The 25,443-nt window shown below is 69.5% G+C and carries 12 protein-coding genes; 8 read left to right on the forward strand and 4 right to left on the reverse strand.

Annotated elements, in window-relative coordinates; genetic code table 11:
• Positions 1–16 precede the first annotated feature (16 nt).
• Positions 17–3,691 carry a sigma-70 family RNA polymerase sigma factor gene (locus ACFW01_RS22965; RefSeq protein WP_384506119.1) on the reverse strand — a complete coding sequence of 1,225 codons (3,675 nt, stop codon included), beginning with the start codon at positions 3,689–3,691 and terminating at the stop codon, positions 17–19.
• Positions 3,692–4,033: 342 nt separating this feature from the next.
• Between ACFW01_RS22965 and ACFW01_RS22970 the strand changes: the two genes are divergently transcribed.
• From ACFW01_RS22970 to ACFW01_RS22985, 4 genes are read left to right on the forward strand one after another with little or no spacing between them, the layout of a single operon-like run.
• Positions 4,034–10,387 (forward strand): protein kinase, encoded by a 6,354-nt coding sequence (locus ACFW01_RS22970; protein WP_384506122.1) that lies wholly within the window; start codon positions 4,034–4,036, stop codon positions 10,385–10,387.
• A 29-nt stretch (positions 10,388–10,416) separates the two neighbouring features.
• The gene (locus tag ACFW01_RS22975) at positions 10,417–13,383 is read left to right on the forward strand and encodes a helicase-related protein (RefSeq protein WP_384506125.1); all 2,967 of its coding nucleotides are present in this window, start codon (positions 10,417–10,419) and stop codon (positions 13,381–13,383) included.
• Positions 13,383–17,477, forward strand: a complete 4,095-nt coding sequence (locus tag ACFW01_RS22980) for an Eco57I restriction-modification methylase domain-containing protein (RefSeq protein ID WP_384506128.1) — start codon at positions 13,383–13,385, stop codon at positions 17,475–17,477. Before ACFW01_RS22975 ends, ACFW01_RS22980 begins: the two co-directional genes overlap by 1 nt.
• Before the next feature lie 53 nt (positions 17,478–17,530).
• A complete protein-coding gene (locus tag ACFW01_RS22985; RefSeq protein ID WP_384506131.1) occupies positions 17,531–18,886 on the forward strand; it encodes a hypothetical protein in 1,356 nt (451 codons plus the stop codon).
• A gap of 114 nt (positions 18,887–19,000) precedes the next feature.
• Here the strand turns inward: ACFW01_RS22985 and ACFW01_RS22990 are convergent, their stop codons facing one another.
• A complete protein-coding gene (locus ACFW01_RS22990; RefSeq protein WP_384506134.1) occupies positions 19,001–19,186 on the reverse strand; it encodes a DUF397 domain-containing protein in 186 nt (61 codons plus the stop codon).
• Positions 19,183–20,034: a Scr1 family TA system antitoxin-like transcriptional regulator gene (locus tag ACFW01_RS22995; protein ID WP_384506137.1), complete on the reverse strand. Its 852-nt coding sequence runs from the start codon at positions 20,032–20,034 to the stop codon at positions 19,183–19,185. The genes ACFW01_RS22990 and ACFW01_RS22995 overlap by 4 nt, the downstream gene beginning before the upstream one ends.
• 167 nt (positions 20,035–20,201) lie before the next feature.
• On the opposite strand from ACFW01_RS22995, the gene ACFW01_RS23000 reads away from it, so the two are divergent.
• Both ACFW01_RS23000 and ACFW01_RS23005 read left to right on the forward strand, forming a co-directional pair.
• Complete coding sequence (locus tag ACFW01_RS23000) at positions 20,202–20,681, forward strand: ATP-binding protein (protein ID WP_384506140.1); 480 nt, start codon at positions 20,202–20,204, stop codon at positions 20,679–20,681.
• 119 nt (positions 20,682–20,800) lie between these two features.
• Positions 20,801–22,105, forward strand: a complete 1,305-nt coding sequence (locus ACFW01_RS23005; protein WP_384506143.1) for a hypothetical protein — start codon at positions 20,801–20,803, stop codon at positions 22,103–22,105.
• A gap of 92 nt (positions 22,106–22,197) precedes the next feature.
• Here ACFW01_RS23005 and ACFW01_RS23010 read toward each other — a convergent pair whose 3' ends face one another.
• Positions 22,198–23,559, reverse strand: coding sequence for an endonuclease domain-containing protein (locus ACFW01_RS23010; protein ID WP_234955478.1), 1,362 nt, complete (start codon positions 23,557–23,559; stop codon positions 22,198–22,200).
• A gap of 382 nt (positions 23,560–23,941) precedes the next feature.
• Between ACFW01_RS23010 and ACFW01_RS23015 the strand changes: the two genes are divergently transcribed.
• On the forward strand, positions 23,942–24,928 hold the full coding sequence (locus ACFW01_RS23015) for a hypothetical protein (protein WP_384506146.1): 987 nt from the start codon (positions 23,942–23,944) through the stop codon (positions 24,926–24,928).
• A complete protein-coding gene (locus ACFW01_RS23020) occupies positions 24,918–25,352 on the forward strand; it encodes a hypothetical protein (protein WP_384506149.1) in 435 nt (144 codons plus the stop codon). Before ACFW01_RS23015 ends, ACFW01_RS23020 begins: the two co-directional genes overlap by 11 nt.
• Positions 25,353–25,443: the final 91 nt, after the last annotated feature.

Raw genomic sequence — 25,443 nt, forward strand, 5'->3', positions numbered from 1 at the left:
GGGGGATGGGTCCGGGTCAGGACCGGCGCCAGCGATCCCGAAGGGTGGGGCGATCCGCGGCGGCTTCGCGCTCGGCGACGAGTTGTTGCTGCACTTCGGTGATGCGGGCCCAGGCGTCGTGCTCGGTCTGGGCGATGCGCGCTGCGGCACGCTGTTCGGCCGCCGCGACCTGAGCAGATGCCTGCTGCTGGGCAGCATGGAGAGCCCTGTCGCGTTCGGCGAGCTGGGCCTCTGCCTGCCGCAGCCGCTGCTCGAGGCCGGCGATGCGGGCTTCTCCTTCCTCGCGGTAGCGCCGCAGCAGCTGGCTGGTTCCCTCCGCCCTCCGTTGGGCTTCGTTCGCCCGCAGGTGCAGTACCGCTGCCCGCTCTTCGGCCGTTGTCGCCTTGTGTTCCGCCTCGTGCGCACGCCGTTCGGCCGCATGGGCGAGCTGCTCGGCTTCATAGGCGCGCTGCTCCGCCCGGGCACCGCGCTCGCCGGACGCGGCCAGTGCTGTCCGGGCCGCGCGTTCTCTCTCCTCGGCGTGTTCCGCCCGCTCGATCAGGGTCTGCTGCGCCTCGCGATGCCCGTCTTTGAGGCGCGCGATCCGGTCGTCCGCCTGTGCGCGCAGATGCTGCTCCTTGCGGAGCATGGCCCTGTCCGCTCGGCGCAGGAGCGTCTCCTCCAAGGCATCGAGCTGCTGCTCGGTGTCCGCGAGGGCTGCGATGCGCCGGGCGTCCGCGGCCTGCCGCTCCGCCGCGAGGCGACCTCGGGCTTCGTCCCGTTCGCCTGTCAGCTCGGCTTCGTGCGCCCGGCGTACGTCGTCGAGGCGCCGTTCGGCCTCTGCTTCCGCCTCTCCCCGCCCGGTGCCGGGGTGCGCGGATTTCGCCTGGGGTATGTCCCCCGGTCTGCTGGCGGACCTGGATTCGCGCCTGGCATTGAGCAGAGACATGAGCACCTCCTGGGCTGCCGGTGCCTCAGCCTTGCCGTGCTCGTCCGACGGGTCGCTCGCTCTGAGCGGCCGTGTCTGCGTCCCGGCGGTGCCTTCCTGGGGCCGCTCGCGGCCTGCCACGGCGTCGGCCTCTGCGTCCCCCTGGCCGACTTCAAGCGGCTCATCTCCGCGAGCTGCCGCATCCCGGACCTCGTCCGGCGAATCCGCCCAGAGCTCGTACGGGTCAGCCGGAGAGCGGTCGGGCAAGGCCGACCTGTCGTGCGGCTCTCCGGCCACACGCACCTGCGCGCCGTCCTCGGGCGCCGGCCCCCGCTCCGAACGGGGCCCTGCCACGAAGCGGCCCGGCGAACCGCCCTCGGGTGCTCCCCCGGGACCGGCACGCAGCGGGACCTCGGCACCGAACTCCCGCAAGGAGTCACGCAGTGCGAGGCGCGACTCGGCCAGCACCAAGGGCTTGGCTGCCAGATAAGCGCGGGGAGCCATGCCGACCAGTGCCTCGGCCGGCCTCTCCAGGAAGTCCTCCGGCTGTAGCTCAGCCTCCTTCACGGCGTCGAACACGCGCCGCAGTACCTCCAGGGCCGCTATCACCGGCCGGTCGAGCATTCCCCTGTCGCGCGCGGCGCGCGCGACGGCGTCGGCCGAGGAGGGACCGAGCAGCACGATGAGCTGCGAATGTCCCACTGCCAGCAGGGCGTACTCGGCGAGCCATGCCACTCCGCCGCCGAACTCAGGCGGCATCCGCAGCGCCTTCTGCCAGTCCGCTGGGTACCGCGTGGATTCGGGAACCACCGGCCCGGGGACTGACGGTCCGCTCGCCTCGGTGGCAATCTGCGCCGAACGTGGACACACCGGCGCAGACGCCGGTACCGGCTCCGTGCGTGGGCTTGGCACCAGACCATTATCCGATTCGGCATCATGCGCGACGGCCGCTGGTCCAAGCTCTGGCTCCGCCACCGTTAGAGGATCATCGCAATGCCCCCCGGACCGGCGGTCCGTCTGCTCACCGAGCTCGACCGCACGTGCGGTCTGGGCCTCCGCCGGCTCGTCTGTGGCAGAGTCAGTCGACGTCTCGCCCGCTTCCGGGTCGGCAGCCGTTCGCTCTCTGGCGCATGCCCCGTCCAGCGACTCCCCCGCTTCGGCGGACTGCTCTGTTCCTTGGGGCAGACCCTGCTTCGCTGCGGAGTCGGCCGAAATGCCGGGCACCCGCTGTGCCCCGGCGCTCTCCTTCCGGGCTGCCGCCCCGCTGCCGGTTCGCCGCACGCCGGCCGGGCCCGCAGCCCTGTCGTCTTCCTCTGGAAGGCCCCCGTCGTCCCGGTACGCGGCGGTGAGTCCCACTGTCACCAGCAGGTGCTGGAACTTGCTCTTGGCTTTCGACTCGATCTGCCGCACGCGCTCGCGGGTCCGTCCGATCTGCTTGCCCAACTCGTCCAGGGTCGACGGCTCAGCTCCGTCCAGTCCCAGACGCCGGATGAGGATATGGGCCTCGCGTTCGGGGAGCGTGTCGACCACGCTCATGATCTGCTCCAGCAACATGGTGTCGAGCACGGCCTTCTCCACCGGTGGCAGTGGATTCGTCCGTCCGATGAAGTCGCCCAGTGTGGCCCCGTCCCCGATGACGCGGTCGAGGGAGTCGGTGCGCCGGCTCAGTTTCCGGATCTCCTCGACCTTCTGCAAGGTCATGTCGCAGTGCACTGCCACATCGGCGACTCCGGCGGGCCGCCCCTGTACCGCGAGGGTGCGCTCCGCCAGCGCCACCTTGCGCATCTGTTCGTGCATGTGGACCGGGATGCGAATGACGGCGCCCTCGTCCGCGATGGCCCGGCTGATCGACTGGCGGATCCACCAGGTCGCATACGTCGAGAACTTGAAGCCCCTGGCCGGGTCGAATTTCCGCGCCGCCCTCATCAGCCCCAGCACGCCGTGCTGGAACAGGTCCTCGTAGTCCAGCCCTTGTTCCAGATACCGGGGCACCATCTTGTGCACGAGTCGTTGGTTGTGCAGGACGAGACAGTCCCGGGCTCGGATCCGAAGGTCGTCGGGCGGCAGGCCGCTCAGCGTGTCGTCGTCGGGTTCCTCCGTCATGCGGTCCGGTCCGCCCCGTACCAGCACGGCGAGTCCCACTTCCGCTTCGGCACTCAGCAGACGTGTCTCCGGCCGCCTGGAAAAGCGGTCGTTCTCCAGGACGGCCTGTGCGGCGGCAACAGCGGCCGTGAGATCCCCGATACCCTGTGCGGTCTCCGTGTCCGGCAGCGGGAAGGGCTCGTTCTCCTCACCATCCAGCGTTGCGAGTTCCTCGACGTCGGTGAGTGTGATCGCGGTCTCCGCGCTCGTCAGCGCCGCAGCAGCCGTGGCAACGGCATCGCTGCGCACACGCGCCCCGGCCCGCAGAGCCGCTGCCTCTCGCGCGCCGAGTCCGGCCAGACGGACGACGCCATCCAGTGCGCGAGCAGTCACGTAGCCGTCGGGGTCGGCGTACCGGCTCAGCAGAGCCCGAACGGCGTCGCCGACAGGAAGTGCGGGGGCGGACACATTTTCTTCACGAGTTCGTGCAACCTTTTCCGCATTCGGACCGTCACCGTCTGCATGCACTACCGCCCCCAGGACGGGCAGCCCCAGCCCTGCCAGTTCCTCGCGAAGCCGTTCCCGCTCGGCATCACCGAGACCCAGCGCGCCGGCTTGCTCCAGGAACACGGATTCCGGCACGACGCCGTCGACCGCCGCATGACGCAGGCGATCCAGCAATTCCGTCAGAGCAGCCTTCATTCCGGGTCCGCGACCCGACCGAGCACCCTGTGCCTCCCCCGCCGCGCGGCCCGGACCCCACCCGGACGCACCACTTGGCGCCCCACAGTCTCCGTCGGATTGATACTTCACACCGCCCACCCCCTAGCCGATGACATGACAGAGCGTATGATTGCGCGTTGACAATGTCAACGCACTGATGAGCTGTTGGATAAAGTATGGTCGTGTACCGTTACGGACACTGCACCTCCGCTCTGTCACGATGAGCGGACGGAGCTGCAACGCGTGCAGGGGGCACGTTCCGATTCCTTACCCTCAGGCGCGAGGGCGGGAACGGGGCGGCGGAGAACGAGGGGAGCGGCAGTGAGCCAGGAACTGCTGGACGGCAGGTTCCGCATCGGACATGTCATCGGCAAGGGCAACATGGGAGAGGTCCACCGGGCCGAGGATCTCCAGGCCGCCGAAGGCACTCCTGAGCGCACGGTCGCCGTCAAGACCATCCTGCGCCGCCGCACGGGCACCCGGATCGACACCGGTGCGGACCTCAAGGCCACCGAGCGTTTCGCCCGCGAGGTGCGCATCATGCGTCGCCTCGACGACGTCCACCTCACACGCATCGTCGCCGGTGGGGTGGCCGACGACCAGGACGGCCTTCCCTACCTCGCGATGGAGTTCCTGAGCGGCGAGACCCTGCGTGACCTCATCGCGGAAGAGCGGCAGATGCCCGTCTCCTGGGCGGCCGCCATCGGTGCCCAGATCGCTTCGGGCCTCGCCGCCGCGCACGCCGCCGAGATCGTCCATCGCGACCTCAAGCCCGCCAACGTCATGCTGACGCAGGGCGGCACCGTCAAGGTCCTCGACTTCGGCATGGGCCGGATCGTCGACGACCCGGACGAGGCCCGGCTGACCAGCACGGGCGTCAGCGTGGGCACCGCCCGCTACATGGCTCCCGAGCAGTTCGAGGCCAAGCAGGTCACGCAGGCGGCCGATTTGTACGCACTGGGTTGTGTGCTCTACGAGATGCTCGTGGGCGTACCCCCGTTCACCAGCGAGTCGCCCTTCGAGCTGGCCACGAAGCACACTCGCGAGGCGCCGACGCCCATCACGCTCATCCGCAGCGAGATTCCCGCGGAGCTCGCCCGGCTCGTGGACCGGCTGCTCGCCAAGGACCCGGCGGCACGTCCCGCGGACGCCGTGGCCGTACGCGACGCGTTGCTTCCGCTGGCCGGGCAGGATGGCGACATGTCGCGGCTGCCGCACTGGGGCGCCCTGGACCCGACCCGCCCGCTGCGTACGTCCGCCGCCCGCGTTCCCGCCCGGTTGGCCGACCCCCCGAAGCCGGAGCCGGTGCCGGTCACCGCCACCGGATCGGGCATGGACGTCTTTGGCGTCCACCGCACGCTCATCCGTGACTACCGCTCCTTCACCGAGGGCGGCACCGTCATCCGTGACGACCGCATCGCGGCGTTCGTCGAGGACGACCTCAACAGCAAGTCGCAGTGGCCCGACCCGTGGCTGTCGCTGAACCCGTTCTTCCAGAGCGGCGGCACGGTGGTGGAGCTCGCCGGGCAGAAGGTGCTGCACGAGGAGTGCGCCCGGATCTTCCAGGCGAGGAAGACCGAGGGCGGAACGGTCACCGACGGCCGTCCGCTGACGCTTCACCAGCACCAGCGCGAGGCGATCGACGCCGCCGCGTCCGGCGCGTCGTACGTCCTGACGACGGGCACCGGGTCCGGCAAGTCGCTCGCGTACATCGTGCCGATCGTGAACAAGGTGCTCCACCAGCGGGACGCCGAGGGACCGAACCCCTCCAAGAGGGTCCGGGCGATCATCGTCTACCCGATGAACGCGCTCGCCAACAGCCAGCTCAAGGAGCTGGAGAAGTACCTGCGCGACGGATACGGCGCTGGCCGCGAGCCGGTCACCTTCGCCCGGTACACGGGCCAGGAGGACGACGAGAAGCGCAAGGAGATCCGCGACAACCCGCCGGACATCCTGCTCACCAACTACGTGATGCTGGAACTGATGCTGACCCGCCCGGCCGACCGGGCGAGTCTCATCAAGATGGCGCGGGGCCTGGAGTTCCTGGTCTTCGACGAGCTGCACACCTACCGCGGCCGGCAGGGCGCCGACGTCGCCCTGCTGATCCGCCGCGTCCGCGAGGCGTGCCAGGCGCAGGACCTGCAGTGCATCGGCACGTCGGCCACGATGTCGACGGAGGGCACCCTCGACGACCAGAAGAAGGTCGTGGCCGGGGTGGCGAGCACCCTGTTCGGTACGCCGGTGCGTCCGGAGCACGTCATCGGCGAGACCCTGGTGCGCGCGACCGGTGACACACCCGAGGCCGTTCCCGCCGAGCGCCTCTCCTCCCCCGCCGCGCCCCGAGCGTACGACGATCTCGTGCGCGATCCGCTGGCCCGCTGGATCGAGACCCGTTTCGGACTGGCCACGGACGAGGCCACCGGACGGCTGGTCCGGCAGCGGCCCACGAAGATCGAGGTCGCGGCGAGGGAGCTGCACGAGCGGACCGGGGTCGCCGAGGACCAGTGCGCCGCCGCGATCCGCGCCACTCTGGAGGCAGGCTCGCAGGCGCGCCACCCGGTGACAGAGCGGCCGCTGTTCGCGTTCCGGCTGCACCAGTTCCTCTCCAAGGGCGACACCGTGTACGTCACCCTGGAGGACAAGCTCTCCCGTCACCTCACTCGCTCGTACCAGCTCGAACAGCCGGGCAGTGACGGCAAGGTGCTGATGCCGCTGGCGTTCTGCCGCGAATGCGGCCAGGAGTACCTGACGGTGTGGCGGACCGAGAAGGACGGCGAGGTCCGGTACGAGGCGCGCCGGGACACCTCCGCGACGGGCGGCCGGCAGGGCGACGGCTATCTGTACGTCGACCACGAGCGGGCCTGGCCGTCCAACGTCCAGCACGCCGTGAACGAACGCCGACTGCCCGAGTCCTGGCTGGAGTTGGACGACAAGGGCCAGGAGGTCGTGAAGAAGTCGTACCGCGACCGGGTACCGCGGGCCGTCATGGTCGATCCGCTCGGCCGCGAGGGAAGCGGCGGGCTCCAGGCCGCGTTCGTCCCCTCCCCCTTCCTCTTCTGTCTGCACTGCGGGGTCGCGTACGAGCAGACACGAGGCCGGGACTTCGCGAAGCTGGCGACGCTCGACCAGGAGGGCCGGTCGTCGGCGACCTCGCTCATCTCGGCGTCGGTGGTCCGTTCACTGAAGTCGGTTCCGGTCGAGACCCTGGACAAGGAGGCGCGCAAGCTCCTCACCTTCGTCGACAACCGGCAGGACGCGTCCCTCCAGGCGGGGCACTTCAACGACTTCGTGCAGATCACGCAGTTGCGTGGCGCCCTGTACCGGGCGGCTCTGGACGCGGGCGAGGACGGTGTCCACCACGAGGAGCTGGCCTCGGCGGTGACCAACGCGCTCGCCATCGAGCCGGCCGACTACACCGGCGAGAGCGACCTGCCGCCCTCCCTCGCCCGCAACGCGGCCAAGACCCTCCGTGACGTGATCGCGTTCCGGCTGTATCTGGATCTGGAGCGCGGCTGGCGCATCACCATGCCGAACCTGGAGCAGACCGGGCTGCTGGAGATCGGCTACGAGGACCTGGACTGGGTGGCGGCCAAGCAGGACCGGTGGGCGGGCACGCACGGCGCGCTGCGCGACGCCGACCCGGCGCTGCGGGCCGAGGTGATGAAGGCGCTGCTCAACGAGATGCGCCGCTCCCTCGCCATCGACGTGTCCTACTTCCGTGACGACTTCGACTCGCTCCAGCGGGCGAGTGAGGAGCGGCTGATCGACCCGTGGGTGCTGTCCACCGCGGACCGGCCGAAGGTCGGCACGGCCTATCCGCACCCCTCCCGTCCGGGCATGGACCGCTCCGCCCTGTTCCTGTCGGCGCGCGGCAAGTTCGGCAAGTACCTGCGGCGTGCGGACACCTCGTTCAAGAAGCTGGACACCGCCGATCTCCAACTGGTCATCGAGGAGTTGCTGAAGGTCCTGGCCAAGGCGGGCCTGGTCAAGGAGGTCACGGAGACGCCGCAGCGCGCGGGCCGCTACCGCAGGACCTCCGCCCCGGCCGCCACGGGCTACCGGGTGGCCGCCCAGTCCCTCGTCTGGCGTGCGGGCAGGGGCGAGCGCGGCACGCACGACCCGCTGACCCGCACCTACCAGAGCGGCGACGGCCCGCGCGTCAACACCTTCTTCCGCGACCTGTACAAGGACGCGGCGGGCGCCCTGTCCGGCCTGTTCGCGCGCGAGCACACCGCGCAGGTGTCGCCGGAGGAGCGGGAGCAGCGCGAGGAGGCGTTCCGCAAGGCGGAGCTGAAGCTGCTGTACTGCTCCCCGACGATGGAGCTGGGCGTGGACATCTCGCAGCTCAACGCGGTGATGATGCGTAACGTGCCGCCCACACCCGCGAACTACGCGCAGCGCTCGGGCCGCGCGGGCCGCAGCGGACAGCCCGCCCTCGTCACCACGTACTGCGCGACGGGCAACAGCCACGACCAGTACTACTTCCGCCGCTCGGAGCGCATGGTCGCGGGCGCCGTCGCCCCGCCGCGCCTGGACCTCGCCAATGAAGACCTGGTCCTCTCCCACCTCCAGGGCATCTGGATCGCGGAGGCCGGCCTGAAGCTGGGCCGGGCCGTCCCCGAGGTGCTCGACGTGTCGTACCCGGACACGGGAGAACGCCCCAACCCCGCGCTGGAGCTGCTGCCGGACATCCTCGCCGCCTCCCTCGACGAGAGCGCCCGGCGCCGCACCGTCGACGCCGCCCTGCGCGTCCTCGGCCCGCTCCTGCCCGACTTCGCCGACACCACCTGGTGGCACGACGACTGGATCCAGGACCGGGTGGCGACGGTCGCGGCCCGCTTCGACCGGGCCTTCGACCGCTGGCGGCAGCTGTTCCGCTCCGCGCTCGACGACCAGTACATCCAGAACAGGCGCCGCCTGGACTACAGCCTCACCGAGGGCGACCGTATCCGCGCCAACGCCCGCCGCCGTGAGGCCGAGACACAGCTGAACCTGCTGATGAACGAGAGCGTCGACAGCAAGTCGGTCCTCTCCGACTTCAACCCGTACCGCTATCTCGCGTCCGAGGGCTTCCTGCCCGGCTACAGCTTCCCGCGGCTCCCACTCGCCGCGTACATCCCGACCGTCGGCCGGCGCCGAGGGGACGGCGACTACCTCCAGCGGCCGCGTTTCCTCGCGATCCGCGAGTTCGGGCCGGGTGCGCTGATCTACCACGAGGGCGCCCGCTACCAGGTGACCCGCATCCAGCTGCCGCCGGACTCCTCGGGCGAGCTGGCGACCAGCGAGGCCCGCCGCTGCGCGAGTTGCGGCTACCACCACGACCCGGAGCAGCTGGAGGACCGCTGCGCCATGTGCGACGAGCCGCTGGGCGCCGCGACGTACGGTCTGCTGCACCTGCACACCGTGTACACCACCCGCCGTGAGCGGATCTCGTCCGACGAGGAGGAGCGGCGCCGCGCCGGCTTCAAGCTGGAGACGTCGTACCGCTTCCAGGACCACGGCACCCGCAAGGGCCGGCTGAACGCGTCGGTCGCCGACGCCTCGGGCGCGCCGCTCGCCGAGGTGGCGTACGGCGACTCGGCGACCGTCCGCATCACCAACACCGGCCGGGTGCGCGCCAAGGCCGACGAGCCGGCCGGGTACTGGCTGGACCTCGCAGACGGCCGCTGGATGAACGACAAGGACGCCGCCGAGGCGTCCGGCGACTCCAGCGAGCTGCCCGTGATCGACGCGGACGGCAACGAGCGGCGCCGCAAGAAGCGGGTCATCCCGTACGTGGAGGACCGCCGCAACATACTCGTCGTCACCCTGGACGAGCCGCTGCCGGAGCCGGTGGCGCTCTCCCTGATGTACGCACTGGAGCGGGGCATCGAGGCCGCGTTCGAGCTGGAGGACGCCGAGCTGTCCAGCGAGCTGCTGCCACCGGACGACGGCCCCCGGGGCCGCATCCTCTTCACGGAGGCGGCCGAGGGCGGGGCGGGTGTGCTGCGCCGTCTCCAGGCGGAGAAGGACGCCCTGGCCAAGGCGGCCGTACGCGCCCTGGACATCTGCCACTTCGACACGGACGGCAACGACCTGGGCGGCCCCCACCCCGACCGGCCGTGCGCGCTCGGCTGCTACGAGTGCCTGCTGACGTACGGCAACCAGCTCAACCACGCCCTCATCAACCGGCATTCGGTACGGGACCTGCTGGTGCGGCTGGCGTCGGCGACAGCCCGGCGGGAGGCGCGCGGGGAGTCGCGGTCGGAGCAGTACCGGCGGCTGCTCGACCAGGTCTCCCCCGCCGCCGAGCCCACACCGGTCGAGGCGGCGGCCGGGACGGCGGTCCGGACGGCCGTCGAGGCATCGGCCGAGGGGGCGTCGGCGGCCGAGCTGGCCGCACGGGGCGACTTCCTGGGCTGGGCGAAGGCACGCGGCCTGCGGCTGCCGGACGAACCGGGCTCGTTCCTCACCGAGGCGATGGCCACCCCCGACTACGTGTACCGCCTGCCCGGCGTGAACGTGGCGGTCTTCGTGGACCTGCCGGACCAGGAGCAGGACAGCTCCCGGGACGAGGACGCCGAGGACCGTCTGTTCAACGCCCGCTGGGACGTCATCCGCTTCGCACACGGCGCCGACTGGGACGCCGTCGCCGCCGCCAACGCCCGCTACTTCGGCTCTCCGGCCGCCAACTGACCGCCCACCCAGAGGACTCGAAGACTCACATGGCACTCACGTACTCCGCCGGTTCCCTGGTGAAGGCCCGCGGCCGCGAATGGGTGGTGCTCCCCGAGAGCAAGCCCGACCTGCTCGTCCTGCGCCCGCTGGGCGGCTCGGACGACGACATCGCCGCCGTGTTCCCCGCGTTCGAGACGGTCGACGAGGCGAAGTTCGCCCCGCCGGAAGCGAGCGACCTCGGTGACCAGCGCGCGGCGGGCCTGCTGCGTACCGCCCTGCGCGTCGGCTTCCGCTCGGGCGCGGGACCGTTCCGCTCGCTGGCCGGCATCGCGGTGGAGCCGCGCGCGTATCAGCTGGTTCCTCTCCTGATGGCGCTGCGGCAGAAGACGGTCCGCATGCTGATCTCGGACGACGTAGGCATCGGCAAGACGATCGAGGCGGGCCTGGTCGCGAGCGAACTCCTCGCGCAGGGCGAGGCGACGGGCCTGGCCGTGCTCTGCTCCCCCGCGCTGGCCGAGCAGTGGCAGCAGGAGCTGCGCACCAAGTTCGGCATCGACGCCGAGCTGGTCCTGTCCTCGACGGTCTCACGCCTCGAACGCGGCCTGGACCTGGGCCAGTCCCTCTTCGACAAGTACCCGCACGTGATCGTCTCGACGGACTTCATCAAGTCCCCCCGCCACCGCGACGACTTCGTGCGCCACTGCCCCGACCTGGTCATCGTCGACGAGGCGCACACCTGTGTGGTCGCCGACGACACCTCGACGGCTTCGCAGAACCAGCTCCGCTACGAGCTGCTGCGCCGCGTCGCGCAGGACGAGAACCGGCACCTGCTGCTGGTGACGGCCACCCCGCACAGCGGCAAGGAGTCCGCGTTCCGCAACCTCCTCGGCCTGGTCAAGCCCGAACTGGCCGACGTGAGCCTGGATTCCGAGGCGGGCAGGAAGCTTCTCGCCCGGCATTTCGTGGCGCGCAAGCGGGCGGACGTACGCCAGTACCTCACCAAGGAGGACGGCCTCGGCGACGACTCCCTCGCGGAGCGGACGGCGTTCCCCTCGGACCGCTACTTCAAGGACGAGACGTACAAGCTGTCGCCGGAGTACCGGGCCCTGCTCGACGACGCGATCGCGTACGCGAGTGAGCGCGTCGAGCAGGCGGGCAGCCAGGGCAAGCGGGAGGCACGCATCGCCTGGTGGTCGGCGATCGCGCTGCTCCGCTCGCTGGTGTCCTCCCCGCGCGCCGCCGCACAGACGCTGCGGACCCGCTCGGCGGCGGCGATCGCCTCGTCGGCGGAGGAGGCCGACAAGCTGGGAGCGCCCCTCAACAGCGACGCGGCCGACAGCGACGCGATGGAGGGCATGGACGTCGCCCCGGGCGCGGAGACGACCGTGGACACCGAGGACCCACGCTCCTACCTCGGCGAACTCGCCGACATCGCGGCGCAGTTGGAGGGCCCGTCCAAGGACTTGAAGCTCAAGGCCCTGATCAAGCACCTCAAGGCGCTCCTCGCGGACGGCCACAACCCGATCGTGTTCTGCCGCTACATCCCGACGGCCGAGTACCTCGCCGAGCAGCTGGAGAACGACAAGGACAACGGCAGGCGCGGCCCGCTCGGCGCCAAGACCGTCGTCAAGGCGGTCACCGGCACGCTCTCCCCGCAGCAGCGCCTGGAGCGCATCGAGAAGCTCGCGGAGGAGGCCGGCGAGGACGCGGCCGCCCGCCGTGTCCTGATCGCGACGGACTGCCTGTCCGAGGGCGTCAACCTCCAGCACCACTTCGACGCCGTCATCCACTACGACCTGGCCTGGAACCCGACCCGCCACGACCAGCGCGAGGGCCGCGTCGACCGCTACGGACAGCGCAGGGACCAGGTCCGCGTCATCACCCTGTACGGCGACGACAACGGCATCGACGGCAAGGTCCTGGAGGTGTTGATCAAGAAGCACCGCCAGATCAAGAAGGACCTCGGCATCTCCGTCTCCGTCCCCGACGAGCTGTCGACGGGCGTCACGGACGCGATCGTCGAGTGGCTGCTGATGCGCGGCCGTGAGGACCAGGACGCCCTGTTCAGCGCGGACGCGTTCAAGGTGAGCACGGCGAAGCTGGACAGCGACTGGAACTCCGCGGCCGAGCGCGAGAAGGCGTCCCGCTCGCGGTTCGCACAGCGGTCGGTGCATCCGCAGGAGGTGGCGCGCGAGGTCGCCGCGGTCCGGGAGGCGCTGGGCGGCGCGGGCGAGATCGACACGTTCGTCCGAGAGTCGCTGGGCGCCCTCGGTGCCGTGCTCCGCGGGGAGGGTGCGGACTTCACGGCCCAGGTGGGCGGCACGCCCATCGGTTTGCGGGACGCGCTCGCGCCGGTGGTGGGCGCGGAGGCGATCGAGAGGGACCGCGCGATCCCCTTCCGTACGGATCCGGCGGTGGCGCGGGGTGAGGCGGCGCTCGTGCGGACCGACCCTGTCGTGGGCGCGCTGGCGTCCCACGTCCTGAACGCCGCCCTGGACCCCCAGGCGGACGGTGCCCGCCCGGCCCGCCGCTGCGGCGTGGTGACGACGGACGCGGTCGGCACCATGACCACCCTGCTCCTGGTCCGCTACCGCTTCCACCTCACACTGCCGTCCCGGAGTGGCGACAAGCAGCTCGTCGCGGAGGACGCGCGGCTGGTCGCCTTCGAGGGCTCGGCCAGGAAGGCGGAGTGGCTGCCGCCGGAGCGGGCGAAGGATCTGCTCGACGCGACGGCGTCGGAGAGCACGGACCGCCACTACGCCGAGCGCACGATGACGCGTCTGCTCTCCCAGCTCCCGGATGTGTACGGCCATCTGGAGCCGTACGGCGAGGAGTTGGCCGCCGAGCTGGACGCCTCGCACCGCCGGGTGCGCCAGGCGTCGGGCGAGATCGTCCGCGGCCTGTCCGTCACCGTGCAGAAGCCCGCCGACATCCTCGGCGCGTACGTGTACCTGCCCGCCGTCCCCGCCGCTGCCCCGGCCGTCGCCCCTGCTGCTTCTGGAGTGTCCGCCTGATGTCCGCCGTCACCCGCAACCAGGTGTTCACCGCCGTCCACACGGTTGGGGGGCTGCTGCCTGCCGACATGCTGGTACGGATCTCCGAGGGCAAGGATGTCCCCGGCTCGAAGCCGGCCGACTACGGCCTGCCGTCCTCCCGCTCGGTACGCGACGAGGCCGAACGCAGCTGGGAGTACCTGAAGCCGCTCTGGCGCGAGCTGCGCAAGCACCTGCCCGAGGACCGGGAGACGGGCCTGCCGGCGGCCGACCCGACGGGCCGCGCCGCGGCCGACTGGCTTGCCCCGCTCTGGCGGGAGCTGGGCTTCGGCCCGCTGACGCAGGTCGGGGCGGTGGGCGTCACTGCCGACTCGGACTCGGAGAAGAAGTTCCCGGTCTCCCACCGCTGGCGGCACGCGCTGATCCACCAGGCGGCTTGGAACGCAGACCTCGACAAGCGCCCCGGAGGCCCGGGCACGGTCCCGCCGCAGTCGATGCTCCAGGAGTGCCTGAACCGCACGGAGGCCCACCTGTGGGGTGTCCTGACGAACGGTCGTCAGGTTCGGCTGCTGCGTGACTCCAGCGCACTGGCCACGGCCTCCTACGTCGAGTTCGACCTCGAAGCTATCTTCGACGGCGAGCTGTTCAGCGAGTTCGTGCTGCTGTACCGGGTGTTGCACGTGTCGCGGTTCGAGGTGGCGGAGGACGCGCCGCCGTCCGCGTGCCGGCTGGAGAAGTGGCGTACGGAGGCCATCGCGTCGGGGACGCGGGCACTGGACCAGCTCCGCAAGGGCGTCCAGGACGCGATCACCGCGCTGGGTACGGGCTTCCTACGGCGCCCGGAGAACACTGCTCTGCGGGAAGACGTCCGTCCGAAGGCTCTCCAGGCCGCGCTGCTGCGGCTGGTGTACCGGCTGCTGTTCGTCTTCGTGGCCGAGGACCGGGATGCTCTGCTGTCGCCGAAGGCGGATGCGGTGGCACGCGAGCGATACAAGGCGTACTTCTCGTCGGCGCGGCTGCGTGCGCACGCGAGGAAGCGGCGGGGTACGGCCCACGGTGACCTGTACGAGGCCCTGCGTATCGTCATCGACGCCCTCGGGGACGAGGCGGGCCGTCCCGAGCTGGGCCTGCCCGGTCTCGGCGGCCTCTTCAACGACACGGACGCGGACGCCCCGCTGCGTGGCCTGAAGCTGTCCAACGAGGCACTGCTGACGGCCGTACGGCACTTGTCGCAGGTGCGGGACGGCAGCTCGGGACGCTGGCGGGCGATCGACTACCGGCACCTGGACGCGGAGGAACTGGGTTCCGTCTACGAGTCCCTGCTGGAACTGGAGCCCAAGCACAGCACGGCCGACCGTACGTTCACGCTGGTCGAGGTGGCGGGCAACACCCGTAAGACCACGGGTAGTTACTACACCCCGTCCTCGCTCATCGAGTGCTTGCTGGACTCGACTCTGGACCCGGTGATACGGGACGCGGTGAAGCGGGGCGAGGAAGCGGCGTCGAAGTCGGGCGCGACCGACCCGGCGGACGCGATCGTGAACGAGCTGCTGTCCCTGACGGTCTGCGACCCGGCGTGCGGCTCCGGCCACTTCCTGGTGGCGTCGGCCAGGCGTATCGCCAAGCAGGTGGCGGCCGTACGGGAACGCAACCCCGAGCCGACGTTGGATGCGGTGCGTCATGCGCTGCATGAGGTCGTCGCACGGTGCATCTACGGCGTGGACCTCAACCCGTTGGCGGTGGAACTGGCCAAGGTGTCGCTGTGGCTGGAGGCGCTGGAACCGGGCAAGCCGCTCGGCTTCCTCGACGCCCACGTGAAGCACGGCAACGGGCTGATCGGGGCGACGCCGAAACTGCTGCGGGACGGCATCCCCGACGACGCCTTCATCGCGACAGAGGGCGACGACAAGAAGCACGCCAAGGCGCTGGAGAAGATCAACCAGCAAGAGCGGGTCGGACAGGGCAGCCTCTTCGACATCGGTGATGAGTCGGTCCAGGTCGCCAACACCGTCTTCGCCAGCGGACTTCGGTCCATCACGCTGGCTCAGGCGGAGGAACTGGCGGACGTCCGCCGCCAGGAGGAGGCGTACGAGGAGTGGGCCGGGTCATCGGCGTACAAGCGTGCCCGGCGTGTGGCCGACGCCTGGTGCGCGGCGTTCGTGTGGCTCAAGACACCGGAGGCCCCGCGCGCGGTGACGCACTCGGTGTTCAAGGCGCTGGAGGACCAGAGTGGCGGTGGTGTCGCTGCGGAGACCCGTGCGGAGATCAAGCGTCTGCGCGACCAGTACAGCTTCTTCCACTGGCACCTCGAATACCCCGAGGTCTTCTCCGTTCCGGAGAACGGCCAGGGGGTCTCCCCTGCGACCGGCTGGACCGGCGGCTTTGACTCCGTGGTGGGCAACCCGCCGTGGGACAGCGTGGACTTCCGCGAGCAGGAGTTCTTTGCGCAGCGGGCACCAGACATCGCCGAGGCGTCCCGCACATCCGTCCGGAAGAAGATGATCGAAGCGCTCAAGGATTCCCCGGACACCCTGCCGCTGTACGAAGAGTTCGAGGCGGGCAAGCGGAAGGTGTACGCGGAGAGCCACTTCCTGCGGAGGTCGGGGCGGGTTCCGTTGACCGGTCAGGGGAACTTGAACACGTACTCCGTCTTTACGGAAACGGACCGGATCCTGCTTGGGCCGAAGGGGCGGGCGGGGGTAATCGTACCGACGGGCATCGTCACGGATTCCCGAACGCAGTACTTCTCCAGGGACCTGGTGCAGAGTGGGTCCATCTCAGCGCTGTACGACTTCGAGAATGCCACCCCTCTCTTCCCTGGCGTGCACCGCTCCTTCAAATTCAGCATCCTGTCGCTCACCGGCCGCTCCCTGCGTGAGCCAGCAGCGCGGTTCGCATTCTTCCTCCACGACCCGGCCGAGCTAGACGACGCGGAGAAGACCTTCGCGCTCACTTCTCAGGAAATCGAGCTGCTCAATCCCAACACCGGGACACTTCCGATCTTCAGGTCCCGCCGGGACGCCGAGATCACCCTTGGGATCTACCACCGGCTGCCCGTCCTGTGGAAGGAGCAGGCACCGGGCGGGAACCCGTGGGAGGTATCGCTCCTCGCCATGTTGCACATGAGCCACGACTCCGCTCTTTTCGCTCCCCGTGAAGAGCTGGAGAGCGCCGGTTGGAGCCTCGATGGGACCACCTTCATCAAGGACGGCGCCCGCATGTTGCCTTTGTACGAGGCGAAGATGCTGCACCACTACGACCACCGTTGGGCAACGTACGAGGAAGACGGTCAGACCCGCGCGCTCGCCCAGGAGGAGAAGCGCCGCGCGGACGTCCTAGCACTGCCCCGGTACTGGGTCTCGGAGCGGGACATGCCGTCCGGCAAATTCGACAGGAACGGCGAGGAGATCTCCGTCCCAGGTGTCCGCACTCGCCTCGTCGGCAAGGGGTGGGAGAACGACTTTCTGCTCGGCTGGCGTGACATCTGCCGTGCTACTGACGAACGCAGCATGATCAGCGCACTGATGCCCGCGACGGGTGTGGGTGATACCTTCCTGCTTGCGTTCTCACGGGCACCGATGCTGCTCTGCGCCGCTTGGTCGTCCTTCGCGTTTGACTACACGGCCCGCCAGAATCTGGGCGGCACCCATTTGAAGTTCTTCACCGTCAAGCAACTGCCCGTTCCCACGCCCACCCAACTCACTGCGCACAAGTCCTGGATCATTCCTCGTGTCGTCGAACTCGCTTACACGAGCGCCGACATGGCAGGCCTGTCCGTCGAAGCGGGCGACGTCGGGACGCCCTTCGTATGGAACGAATACCGCCGCCAGGCTATACGCGCCGAACTCGACGCCCTCTTCTTCCACCTCTACGGAATCTCCCGCGAGGACGCCGACTACATCCTCGAAACCTTCCCCATCGTCCGCCGCAAGGACGAGGCCAAGTACGGCTCGTACCGCACCAAAGAACTGATCCTCGCCGAGTACGACCGCATGGCCGCCGCCGGGGTCACCCTCGACAACCCCTTGGTGGACGGCGAAAACTACACCTCCACCCTCACACCGCCGCCAGGCCACGGCCCCCGCCACCCCGCGAAGACCCCCGACACAGCGTGAACACCTCCCCACCCCACCCTCCACGCCCGCGCCAACCGGTGTGGACACTCCAGATGAGTGACCGGATGTCTCAGAAATCAGCCTCCTCGGCACGCCTTACCACACCTGATCGTGCCGCACTCCGTGCCGAGCAGCGGCGCCTCCGTGAGGCCATACGCGCCAAGCGTTCCCTGCTCAAGGGACGCGCGGCCTTCGAGAAGGCCGAAGAGCGGCGCCGGTTCATAGCCTCGGTGTCCCGGGACAAGGCAAACCGTACTTATCAGGCGGCGTTGGCCACCGCGGACCGCGACAAACAGCAGAAGCAACAGACCGTCGCCCATCAGCTGCGTGCGCTGGACAGCGACCAGCAGAACTCCGAGGCGAAGGAACTACGTCTTCTGCGAGAGCAGTTCATCGACAAGACACTCCGCCGAGCACACTTGTCGGTCAAGGAGCTGAACGGTCTCGGCACGGGCCTGATCAATGATCTCGCGGCCCGCGGTGTCCGTACCGCCGCCGACTTCACCGGTGTGAGCCGTGGCGCCGCCCCGAACGGCAAGGGCGGTAAGGTCATGTGGATCATCATGGCCAGCGGCCACCGCGTGCACGTCAACGGCATCGGGGAGCACCGCGCGAAGGTGCTCGTCGAGTGGCGCCGGTCCTGTGTGCGGCGTGCCGAGGACCGGGCGCCGAAGCGCATCACTCTGGCCGACCGCCAACGGATCGAGGAAGCGGCAAAGCGGCGGCGAGCGGAGCTGGAGACGAGGAAGGCCACAGCGGAATCCGTCGCAGATGAGGCACGCACGGAGGCCAAGGGCGCCCTCGATGCGGCCCTTGCCCGGCTGGCGGAGGCGGACCGCGACGCCGAGCGTGCCGCTGCCGCCAAACGGGCTCAGTACGACGTCATCGCCAAAGAACTAGCCCGACTGGAAGAGCAGTTGGAGGCCTCGTACGCCACGCACGGCGCCCCCCTCTTCCGCGGTCGGTCGGGGAACCGTGGAGTTCGGCCGACACCACCCACGCCGGCACGAACGAACAAGTCTCCTGTTCAGAAGCCTCCCAGGCATGCGCCTCGTCCCCAAGCGCCCGTAGGCCTGTTCACTCCAAAACCGGTGTCCGTGGCGAAGCCGGAAGCATCGCCCGTGCGAGCCGGTACCAAACGGCCTGGGCTGCGGTGGCTCATACCGGTCGGGTTCTACCTCCTCTCAGCGCTCACCTGCACGCCGGTACTCATCGGCGCGCCACCGTGGGTGTCCACGCTGCTGGGTCTGGGGCACGTGGCGGTGTCGGCCTACATCTACGGGCACTGGATCAGAAGACGCCGGCAGTGGAAGAACGAGGGGACGACAACCCGCATGCCGAAGTCCGCCCTCAACGTGATCTGGGCGTGGCTGATCGTCGCAGCTATAACCGCCACGTCGTACACCTGAGAGTCAGGTGTGGTACCACCGGCCCGGTCGTCCGGAAACCGGTCCGACAGGCGCGGTCCTTCCGGACGGACTAATCAGGCGGCTGCCCGCAGGGAGGGCCGCCCTCGCTACGCCTCAGCCTCGGGCGACGTACTGCACGAACAGCGTCCAGCCGCCACCGGTTACCGCGAAAGACGGGCGCGTCACGTCCTTAGAGTCCCGTACATGGATGGCCTGTTCAGTGACGGCCACCTCAACGCAGCTGTCTCCCTGCGCGCTGCTGTAGCTGGACTTGAACCAGTCGAGTTCCGACGTACTCATAGCGCTCCTCGAATCCGCTCCAGCAAGCCCACGGAGTCCTTCGGAGGGAGGGCCTGCGAGCGCAGTCTCGCATAGCGCATGTGCAGTCGGCTGACCTGTTTCGGGTCAGCGATCAAGCGGCCGTTCTCCTGCCCTTCCGAGTAACCACGCCAACTCCCCTCAGGAGTCTCCAGCAACTGGATGGGCCCGGCCATGCATGCGTGGTGCTCGGAGTTGGCCGACATGATCTGCAGGGTGACGTTCCTCGGAGCAATCGCGTCAAGGACGTGATCGATCAGATCACGGGTCACGTCCACTCCACCCAGGCGGCGCATGAACACAGCCTCTTCCACAATGAAGTCGAAGGTGGTGTTGGGCCGTTCCCTCAGAAGCAGCTGACGCTCGACACGGGCCCGCACCGTAGTCTCAAGGGCGTCGTCTGACATGGGCGGGATGTCCTCCTCACAGAGGGCGCGCATGTACCCCTCCGACTGCAACAACCCCGGCACCAACCGACACTCATACGTGCACAGACTCACCGCCACCTTCTCCAGCCGAGCCCACCGCCGAAACCAGGCCGCCAGCCCCGCTTCCCCCCGCGTCAGAAACCGAGCCGCCTTCCGTAGCGCCCCCGTATTCCCCAGCGCCTCCTCCGCCCGCTCCACGAACGACTCGTCGGGCATCCGCCGCCCCAGCTCCACCGACTCCACGGTGTGTTTGGAGAACCGTACGAGCGCCGCGAACTCGGCCCGGCTGAACCCGGCGTGCTCGCGCAGGGCCTGGACGACTGCGCCGAAGGTCCGCAGACTGTCGGAAGGGTCGGGCTCGCGCTCCCAGTCGCAAGTCGTCACGTCGGTGCTGTCCGTCATGCGCGGCCACCTCCAGGTGCGTACGTCCTCTGCGGTTACTCCGCGATCGACAGCACCCAGAGTGACGGCAAGATCCCCGTACCGTCCACAGAATGTGCCCGTACGCTGACGCAGCGTACGGGCCGCGCTACTGGAACACGCGCCCGCACGCCCGCCACGGTTGTCCCATGCACGCCTCCACGCCCCACACCCACGCCACCGCACGCACGTTCGCGCAGCAGCTCTCCTCCACCCGCCGCGGCGCCCGTCTCGCCCGGCTCCTGGCCGTGGAACGGCTGAGCGCCTGGGAGACGTCACCTCAAGTCATCGAGCGAGCAGAACACGTCGTAGCGGAGCTTGCGGCGAACGCGGCGCTGCACGGCCGCGTCCAAGGGCGCGACTTCCTGCTGGCGCTGACCCTGGACGAGGCGGCCGGCACCCTGCGCATCGCGGTGAGCGACATGCGGGGCGAGCGCCGCCCCGCTATCCCTCCAGAGCGGAGCCCGGACCACGAGTCGGGGCGCGGACTGCTCCTGGTCGACGCCCTGGCCGACCGCTGGGGCACGGAACCCCGCCCGCCCTCCGGCAAGACCGTCTGGGCGGAGATCGACCAGCACGGCGAACGACCGAAGGCGGTATCCGGCCAAACCTACGTCCAATGCCGTTGAAGGCGGCGAAAGGCTTTGAGTAGCGGCATTCGCTCGACCTACGCTCCGTCAGCGGATCACGGCATCCCCGGCCACGCCACACCACGCCGCCACACCACTACTCAACAGGAGTGTGTCCCTTGCCTTTCCCGCCCGGTGACATGGTCGCTGCCTTCGGCAGACACCTGCACTTCAAGAGCCTGGAGCAGGCTCTGTGCGAGCGTCATCCCGAGCTGGCCGACCGGGTGCACTTCGACGATGCGAACCGCCTGATGTATCTGAAGGTCACATTGTCCGGCAGACAGTCGGTCGCTCTGGCGCAGGTGCGCATGGAGTACTCGATCGTCTGGGCGGTGCTGGATCCCGTACTGAACAGTGAGCCGTCCCTCTGGCCGCTGGACACACCTGACGAGGTGCTCGTCGACGCCCTTTACGCCGTGGCGTCGGCGCACCTCACCGGCGTACCGGTTTCCTCACCGTGGCGCTGGAACGAGTGCGAGCCGTCCGACATGACCGAGCTGGCCGACCTCCTGGACGCCCGAGGTGTGCGAGTGCGTCGCGTGGCGGCGGGGAACGGCTATTTCCCGTACGGCCCACGCCACTCGCCGAAACTCGACATCGTGGGCGGACACGACGGCTGCTTCGTCGAGGCCGAGTTCCCTGACGCGTTCGTCCGCGCCTCACTGAAGCCCGCCCTCGGCTGGCTGGTGGATGTGTATCTCGCGGAGTGCGGGGCCTGGGGCCGTGTCGATCTGGGCTGGAACCTCTGGCGCAGTACCCGGCCCGCGCCAGGCATTCCCCGTGCGGACGCGTCGGTGGCGGACATCGCCGACGTGCTCGGCAAGGGCCTCAAGGCCTGGGACGTGGAGGTGTCATGCGAGCCGGTCGGCAGCGGAGAACCGGTTCCCCCCGGGCGCCGGTCCGAGTGGCAGGAGTCCCTCTTCGCGGACGAAGCCGCTCTGCCCGAGCCGCTGGACGACTTCGACGTCGAACTCGGTCACTTCATCGAGCCTTCGACGCCGAGGGCCTCGCGGCGCCCGACCAGCCCTCGGCACGTCACCGACACGGTTCTCGATCAGCTGACGGCGTTCGGTTTCGGCGACGTCGAAGAAGGCGATGCCGAAAGCCCCATCCGGTCCGACACGTTCCACGTCGAATGGCACGACCGGGCCAAGAACCTGTCCACTTCCGAGGTGCAGCGGCTGAACGGGCTGGCCGCGGCGGCCGGTGAGGACGTACCCAAGCGACTCATCGTGGTCACGACAGCAGGTATCAGCCGCCCGGCAGCGGACTTCGCCGACACTGCCAAGGCGTTCGTCTTCTGCGTCGACCACACGGCGGGCAAGCTCATGGCCCTGAACGCACGCGCCCGCGAAGCACTTCTGCCGCACACGAAGCCGGCCGAGCGGGAGTTGGAACCCTGGTCGAACACTTTGCCCGACTGAGTTCCAGCTCCGCCCGGCCCACGGGGCCAGGAAGTGGGCCAACCTTGCCACGCGGGGGGGGGACGTTGGGGCGTCAGTCTCCCGGTGCCCGCTCAGAACAGTGCCAGGCCCTCGCCGCTGGTGTCCGCGATGACTGGCCGGGGCTGGGCGGGGAGGCCGTCCACGCGGTCGGGACCGGCCGCGGCGGCCACGGCGGGGGCCGTCTCGGCCAGCCAAGCGCGAAACCGTTCGGCGGCTTCGCGGTAGGGGACTCGCGCCAGGACACGGTGCTCGCCGGACGGGCAGCAGTCGACGGCGACAGTGAGCAGGCAGGAACGGGGCGCGTTCTGACTGCCCGTCCAGGACACGCGCAGGACACCGCAGGGCGTGCGCCCGCGGGGGGCTCGGTGGGTCGGGCGCAGCGATCGGCAGGCTGTGTGGGCGGTCCAAGCGGCGAGGTGCGGCAGGGGCAGGGTGGTGCGTGCGCGGCAGCCGGGGCAGCGGTGCCAGTGGCGGAGCCAGTCGTCGGTGTCGGTGTGGAAGAGGCGTGTGTAGCGGTTCGCCACGCGGATGTCGTTGCTGTACAGGTGGTCGGGGCGTTCGAGTGTGTTGCAGGACTGGCAGACGGGGGCGCGGACGTAGTCGTGTTCGTGGCAGTGGTCGAGCACGGTGGCGGGCGTAGTGCGGCAGACGGCGCAGGCCCACCGGGCCACCCTGCGGGAGGTGCCCGGCTTCCTGCTGAGCACCGAGTACAGCTGGCCTTCCAGCTCTGCGTTGTACGGGCGCGGTGAGGCGGTGGGGCCCTCGGGGCTTGTCGTCTGCCGGCCGTCGGCGTCTCGCCGACCGCCGGCGTCCCGGGCCCGCCGAGGGCGGGAGCGTGGCTCGGTGGCGGCTGCTCCTGCCTGGCGGGTCCGCGCGGCTTGCACCCACCGCGCTTCGGTGTGCTCGGCCGCGTCGAGCAGCCTGACCACGGTGCGCGGCAGCCACCACGTCCGCTGCGTCCCGTCGCGGGTCTGCTCCACGAGTATCTGTCGCCAGTCGATCCCCGCCAGATGGTACGGCCGGCCGACTTCACGTCGTGCTGCCCGCTCGGGGCCGCCCGGCTCCCGCAGTTCCCCCGTGATGCGCCGGCGCCAACGCAGCAGCGTCTCCTCGGCGCGCTCCTGCCTCGGCGCCCCACGAAACGGACCGATGCGGACCAGGTCCTGTCGATCCATCCCCACCGCGTTCAGTTCCGCGGCCGCCCGGCGCACCTCGCCCTCCGGGACACTCCACTGACCGGCGCTCGCCCTCACCGTCGCCACCACATGGCCGCCGAGCAGGACGTACCCCACCCGGGCATGGGCGGGAGGGCAGGTGAATGCCCCAGAAGCCGTCGGCACAGCACTGTCGGCCGTCAGATCGACCCACAGAGCGTCCGCGGCACCCAGGGTGATCAGGCCGTCCGTGCGACCGGGCATGACACGCTCCGACATGCCCACAGGCTAACGGCGCCGACGCGGCAACGGGCTCCAAACGCCGACCGTTGGGGCGTGGAGCCGTACCCGCCGAGCGGCAAGACCGCCTGGGCCGAGATGGACGGGCCTGAAGCGGCGCATGTGCCCGAGCGGCAGCGCTTCTCGCCGGCACAGCACCTTGGCGGGATCGCTCGACCGGCCCGGCACCCCCAGAGCGTACACACATTCGGATACTCGCAAATCGAACAAGGCGTTGACAACGCTAACAAGCTATTACCATGCTTGAAGCGCCAACAAGGCGCATCAATAGCACGCGTGGCCCCTTCCGCTGCACCCAGCAACGGGACAGACGGCTGAACCTACTGGTTCACCCAGGGGCAAGGGGCACCAAGGGGGAGACGTGCCATTCTTCATTCCAGTCCTACTCATCGGTGTCGGGGTGGCGACCGGTGGTAGCGGCGTCATCCTCGGCGGCAAAGGCGCCCACGACCTGAAGCGTTCGAGAGAGCGGCTCAAGGAGGCGGGCCAGGGCTACGAGCGACGCCGAGCCCAGACCGAGAACGCACTGGCGGCAACGAACACTGCCCTTGAGGCACTGGGGGAGCAGCAGAGGCAGGCGTTCACCGATGTCGTCGTACGCATGGGCGACTTCCTGCGTCGCCACGAGCGACAGGTGCGCGAGAGCGAGCGGCTGCTGGTGGAGGGCGTCGACGCCACCATGACCAAGATCCCCGGGCTTCGCGACCTCGATGTCGACGCGGTGACATGGATCGGCGGGGCTCTCGGATCCGCGGCGGCGGGAGCGGGCGCGGGCGCCGGGATCACGGCGGCGGCGAGCAGCTTCGGAGTCGCGAGCACCGGAGTGGCGATCTCCGGCTTGACGGGCGCCGCGGCCGAGAGCGCGGCCCTCGCCTTCCTGGGTGGTGGGTCGCTCGCATCGGGTGGCGGCGGGATGGCCCTGGGAGCCACGGCGCTCAACCTCGTCACCATCGGCCCCGCGCTGCTCGTGGGTGGACTGGTCGTCAAGGGCCAGGGCACGAAGGCGCTCACCCGGGCGAGGGAGTTCGAGGCGCAGATCGCCGTGGCAATGGCTGAGCTTGACGAGACGGACGCCCGCCTGAAAGGCGTCGACGTCCGCGCCGCTGAGCTGCACGGGCTTCTCACGGACCTCGCCCTCCGAGCCCTCGACGCACTGGAGCTTCTGGAGTCCGAGCCGTTCAACCCGCCGAGGCACGCCGCGCGCTTCCAGCGGGCCATGACACTGACCATGGCGGTCCGCGACGTGGCAGCGACTCCGATTGTCGACAGTGAAGGCAAGTTGGACGAGCGCAGCGCAAACCTCACCATCAGGTACAGACCCTTGACCGAGGAGACTCATGATGACTGACCGGCCCAAGGTGCATGTAGGCAAGGTCGTCAACGCGGCCAAGAGCTCCGTTCGGGCGATGGACGGCTTCGCCGCGTTGAACCAAATTGTCGATGCCGCCCGAGAGTGCATCCACATTCACGAGGTCGAGAGCACCAAGAGAGCCCGGCTGGAGGCCTACGAAGCCACGGAAGTCGCTCGGATCCGGGCCGCTGAAGCCGTCCTCAAGGACTACTTCGCGCAGGCATTCGCGGAACGACGCAACCTCTACGAGGAGATGTTCGCCCGGCTGGACAGGGCACTCGACGAGGGCAACGGCGAAGTGCTGCACACCGTCGTGCGGGGGATCGTCGACATCGCCAAGAGCTCGCCGCTCGCGGACATCGGAGACCTCTCTCAGGTCCGGGCGGCACTGGACGACCCGGATCAAGTATGGGAGCTCTGACCGCGACGCGTTAAGAGTGGCACCGCTGCCGACACGAACTGTTCCGGCAGCGGCGCAGGCCTCCAAGTACGTACGCGCGTGTTCAAAGACC

The sequence above is a fragment of the Streptomyces sp. NPDC058985 genome (genome assembly GCF_042740985.1).
In the GTDB taxonomy this organism is placed as follows: domain Bacteria; phylum Actinomycetota; class Actinomycetes; order Streptomycetales; family Streptomycetaceae; genus Streptomyces.

Bases quoted from the DNA above. Each gene is read 5' to 3' on its own strand.
- ACFW01_RS22965 (WP_384506119.1), bottom strand. From the start codon at position 3,691: ATGAAGGCTGCTCTGACGGAATTGCTGGATCGCCTGCGTCATGCGGCG.
- ACFW01_RS22975 (WP_384506125.1), top strand. From the start codon at position 10,417: ATGGCACTCACGTACTCCGCCGGTTCCCTGGTGAAGGCCCGCGGCCGC.
- ACFW01_RS22980 (WP_384506128.1), top strand. From the start codon at position 13,383: ATGTCCGCCGTCACCCGCAACCAGGTGTTCACCGCCGTCCACACGGTT.
- ACFW01_RS22985 (WP_384506131.1), top strand. From the start codon at position 17,531: ATGAGTGACCGGATGTCTCAGAAATCAGCCTCCTCGGCACGCCTTACC.
- ACFW01_RS22990 (WP_384506134.1), bottom strand. From the start codon at position 19,186: ATGAGTACGTCGGAACTCGACTGGTTCAAGTCCAGCTACAGCAGCGCG.
- ACFW01_RS22995 (WP_384506137.1), bottom strand. From the start codon at position 20,034: ATGACGGACAGCACCGACGTGACGACTTGCGACTGGGAGCGCGAGCCC.
- ACFW01_RS23000 (WP_384506140.1), top strand. From the start codon at position 20,202: ATGCACGCCTCCACGCCCCACACCCACGCCACCGCACGCACGTTCGCG.
- ACFW01_RS23010 (WP_234955478.1), bottom strand. From the start codon at position 23,559: ATGTCGGAGCGTGTCATGCCCGGTCGCACGGACGGCCTGATCACCCTG.
- ACFW01_RS23020 (WP_384506149.1), top strand. From the start codon at position 24,918: ATGATGACTGACCGGCCCAAGGTGCATGTAGGCAAGGTCGTCAACGCG.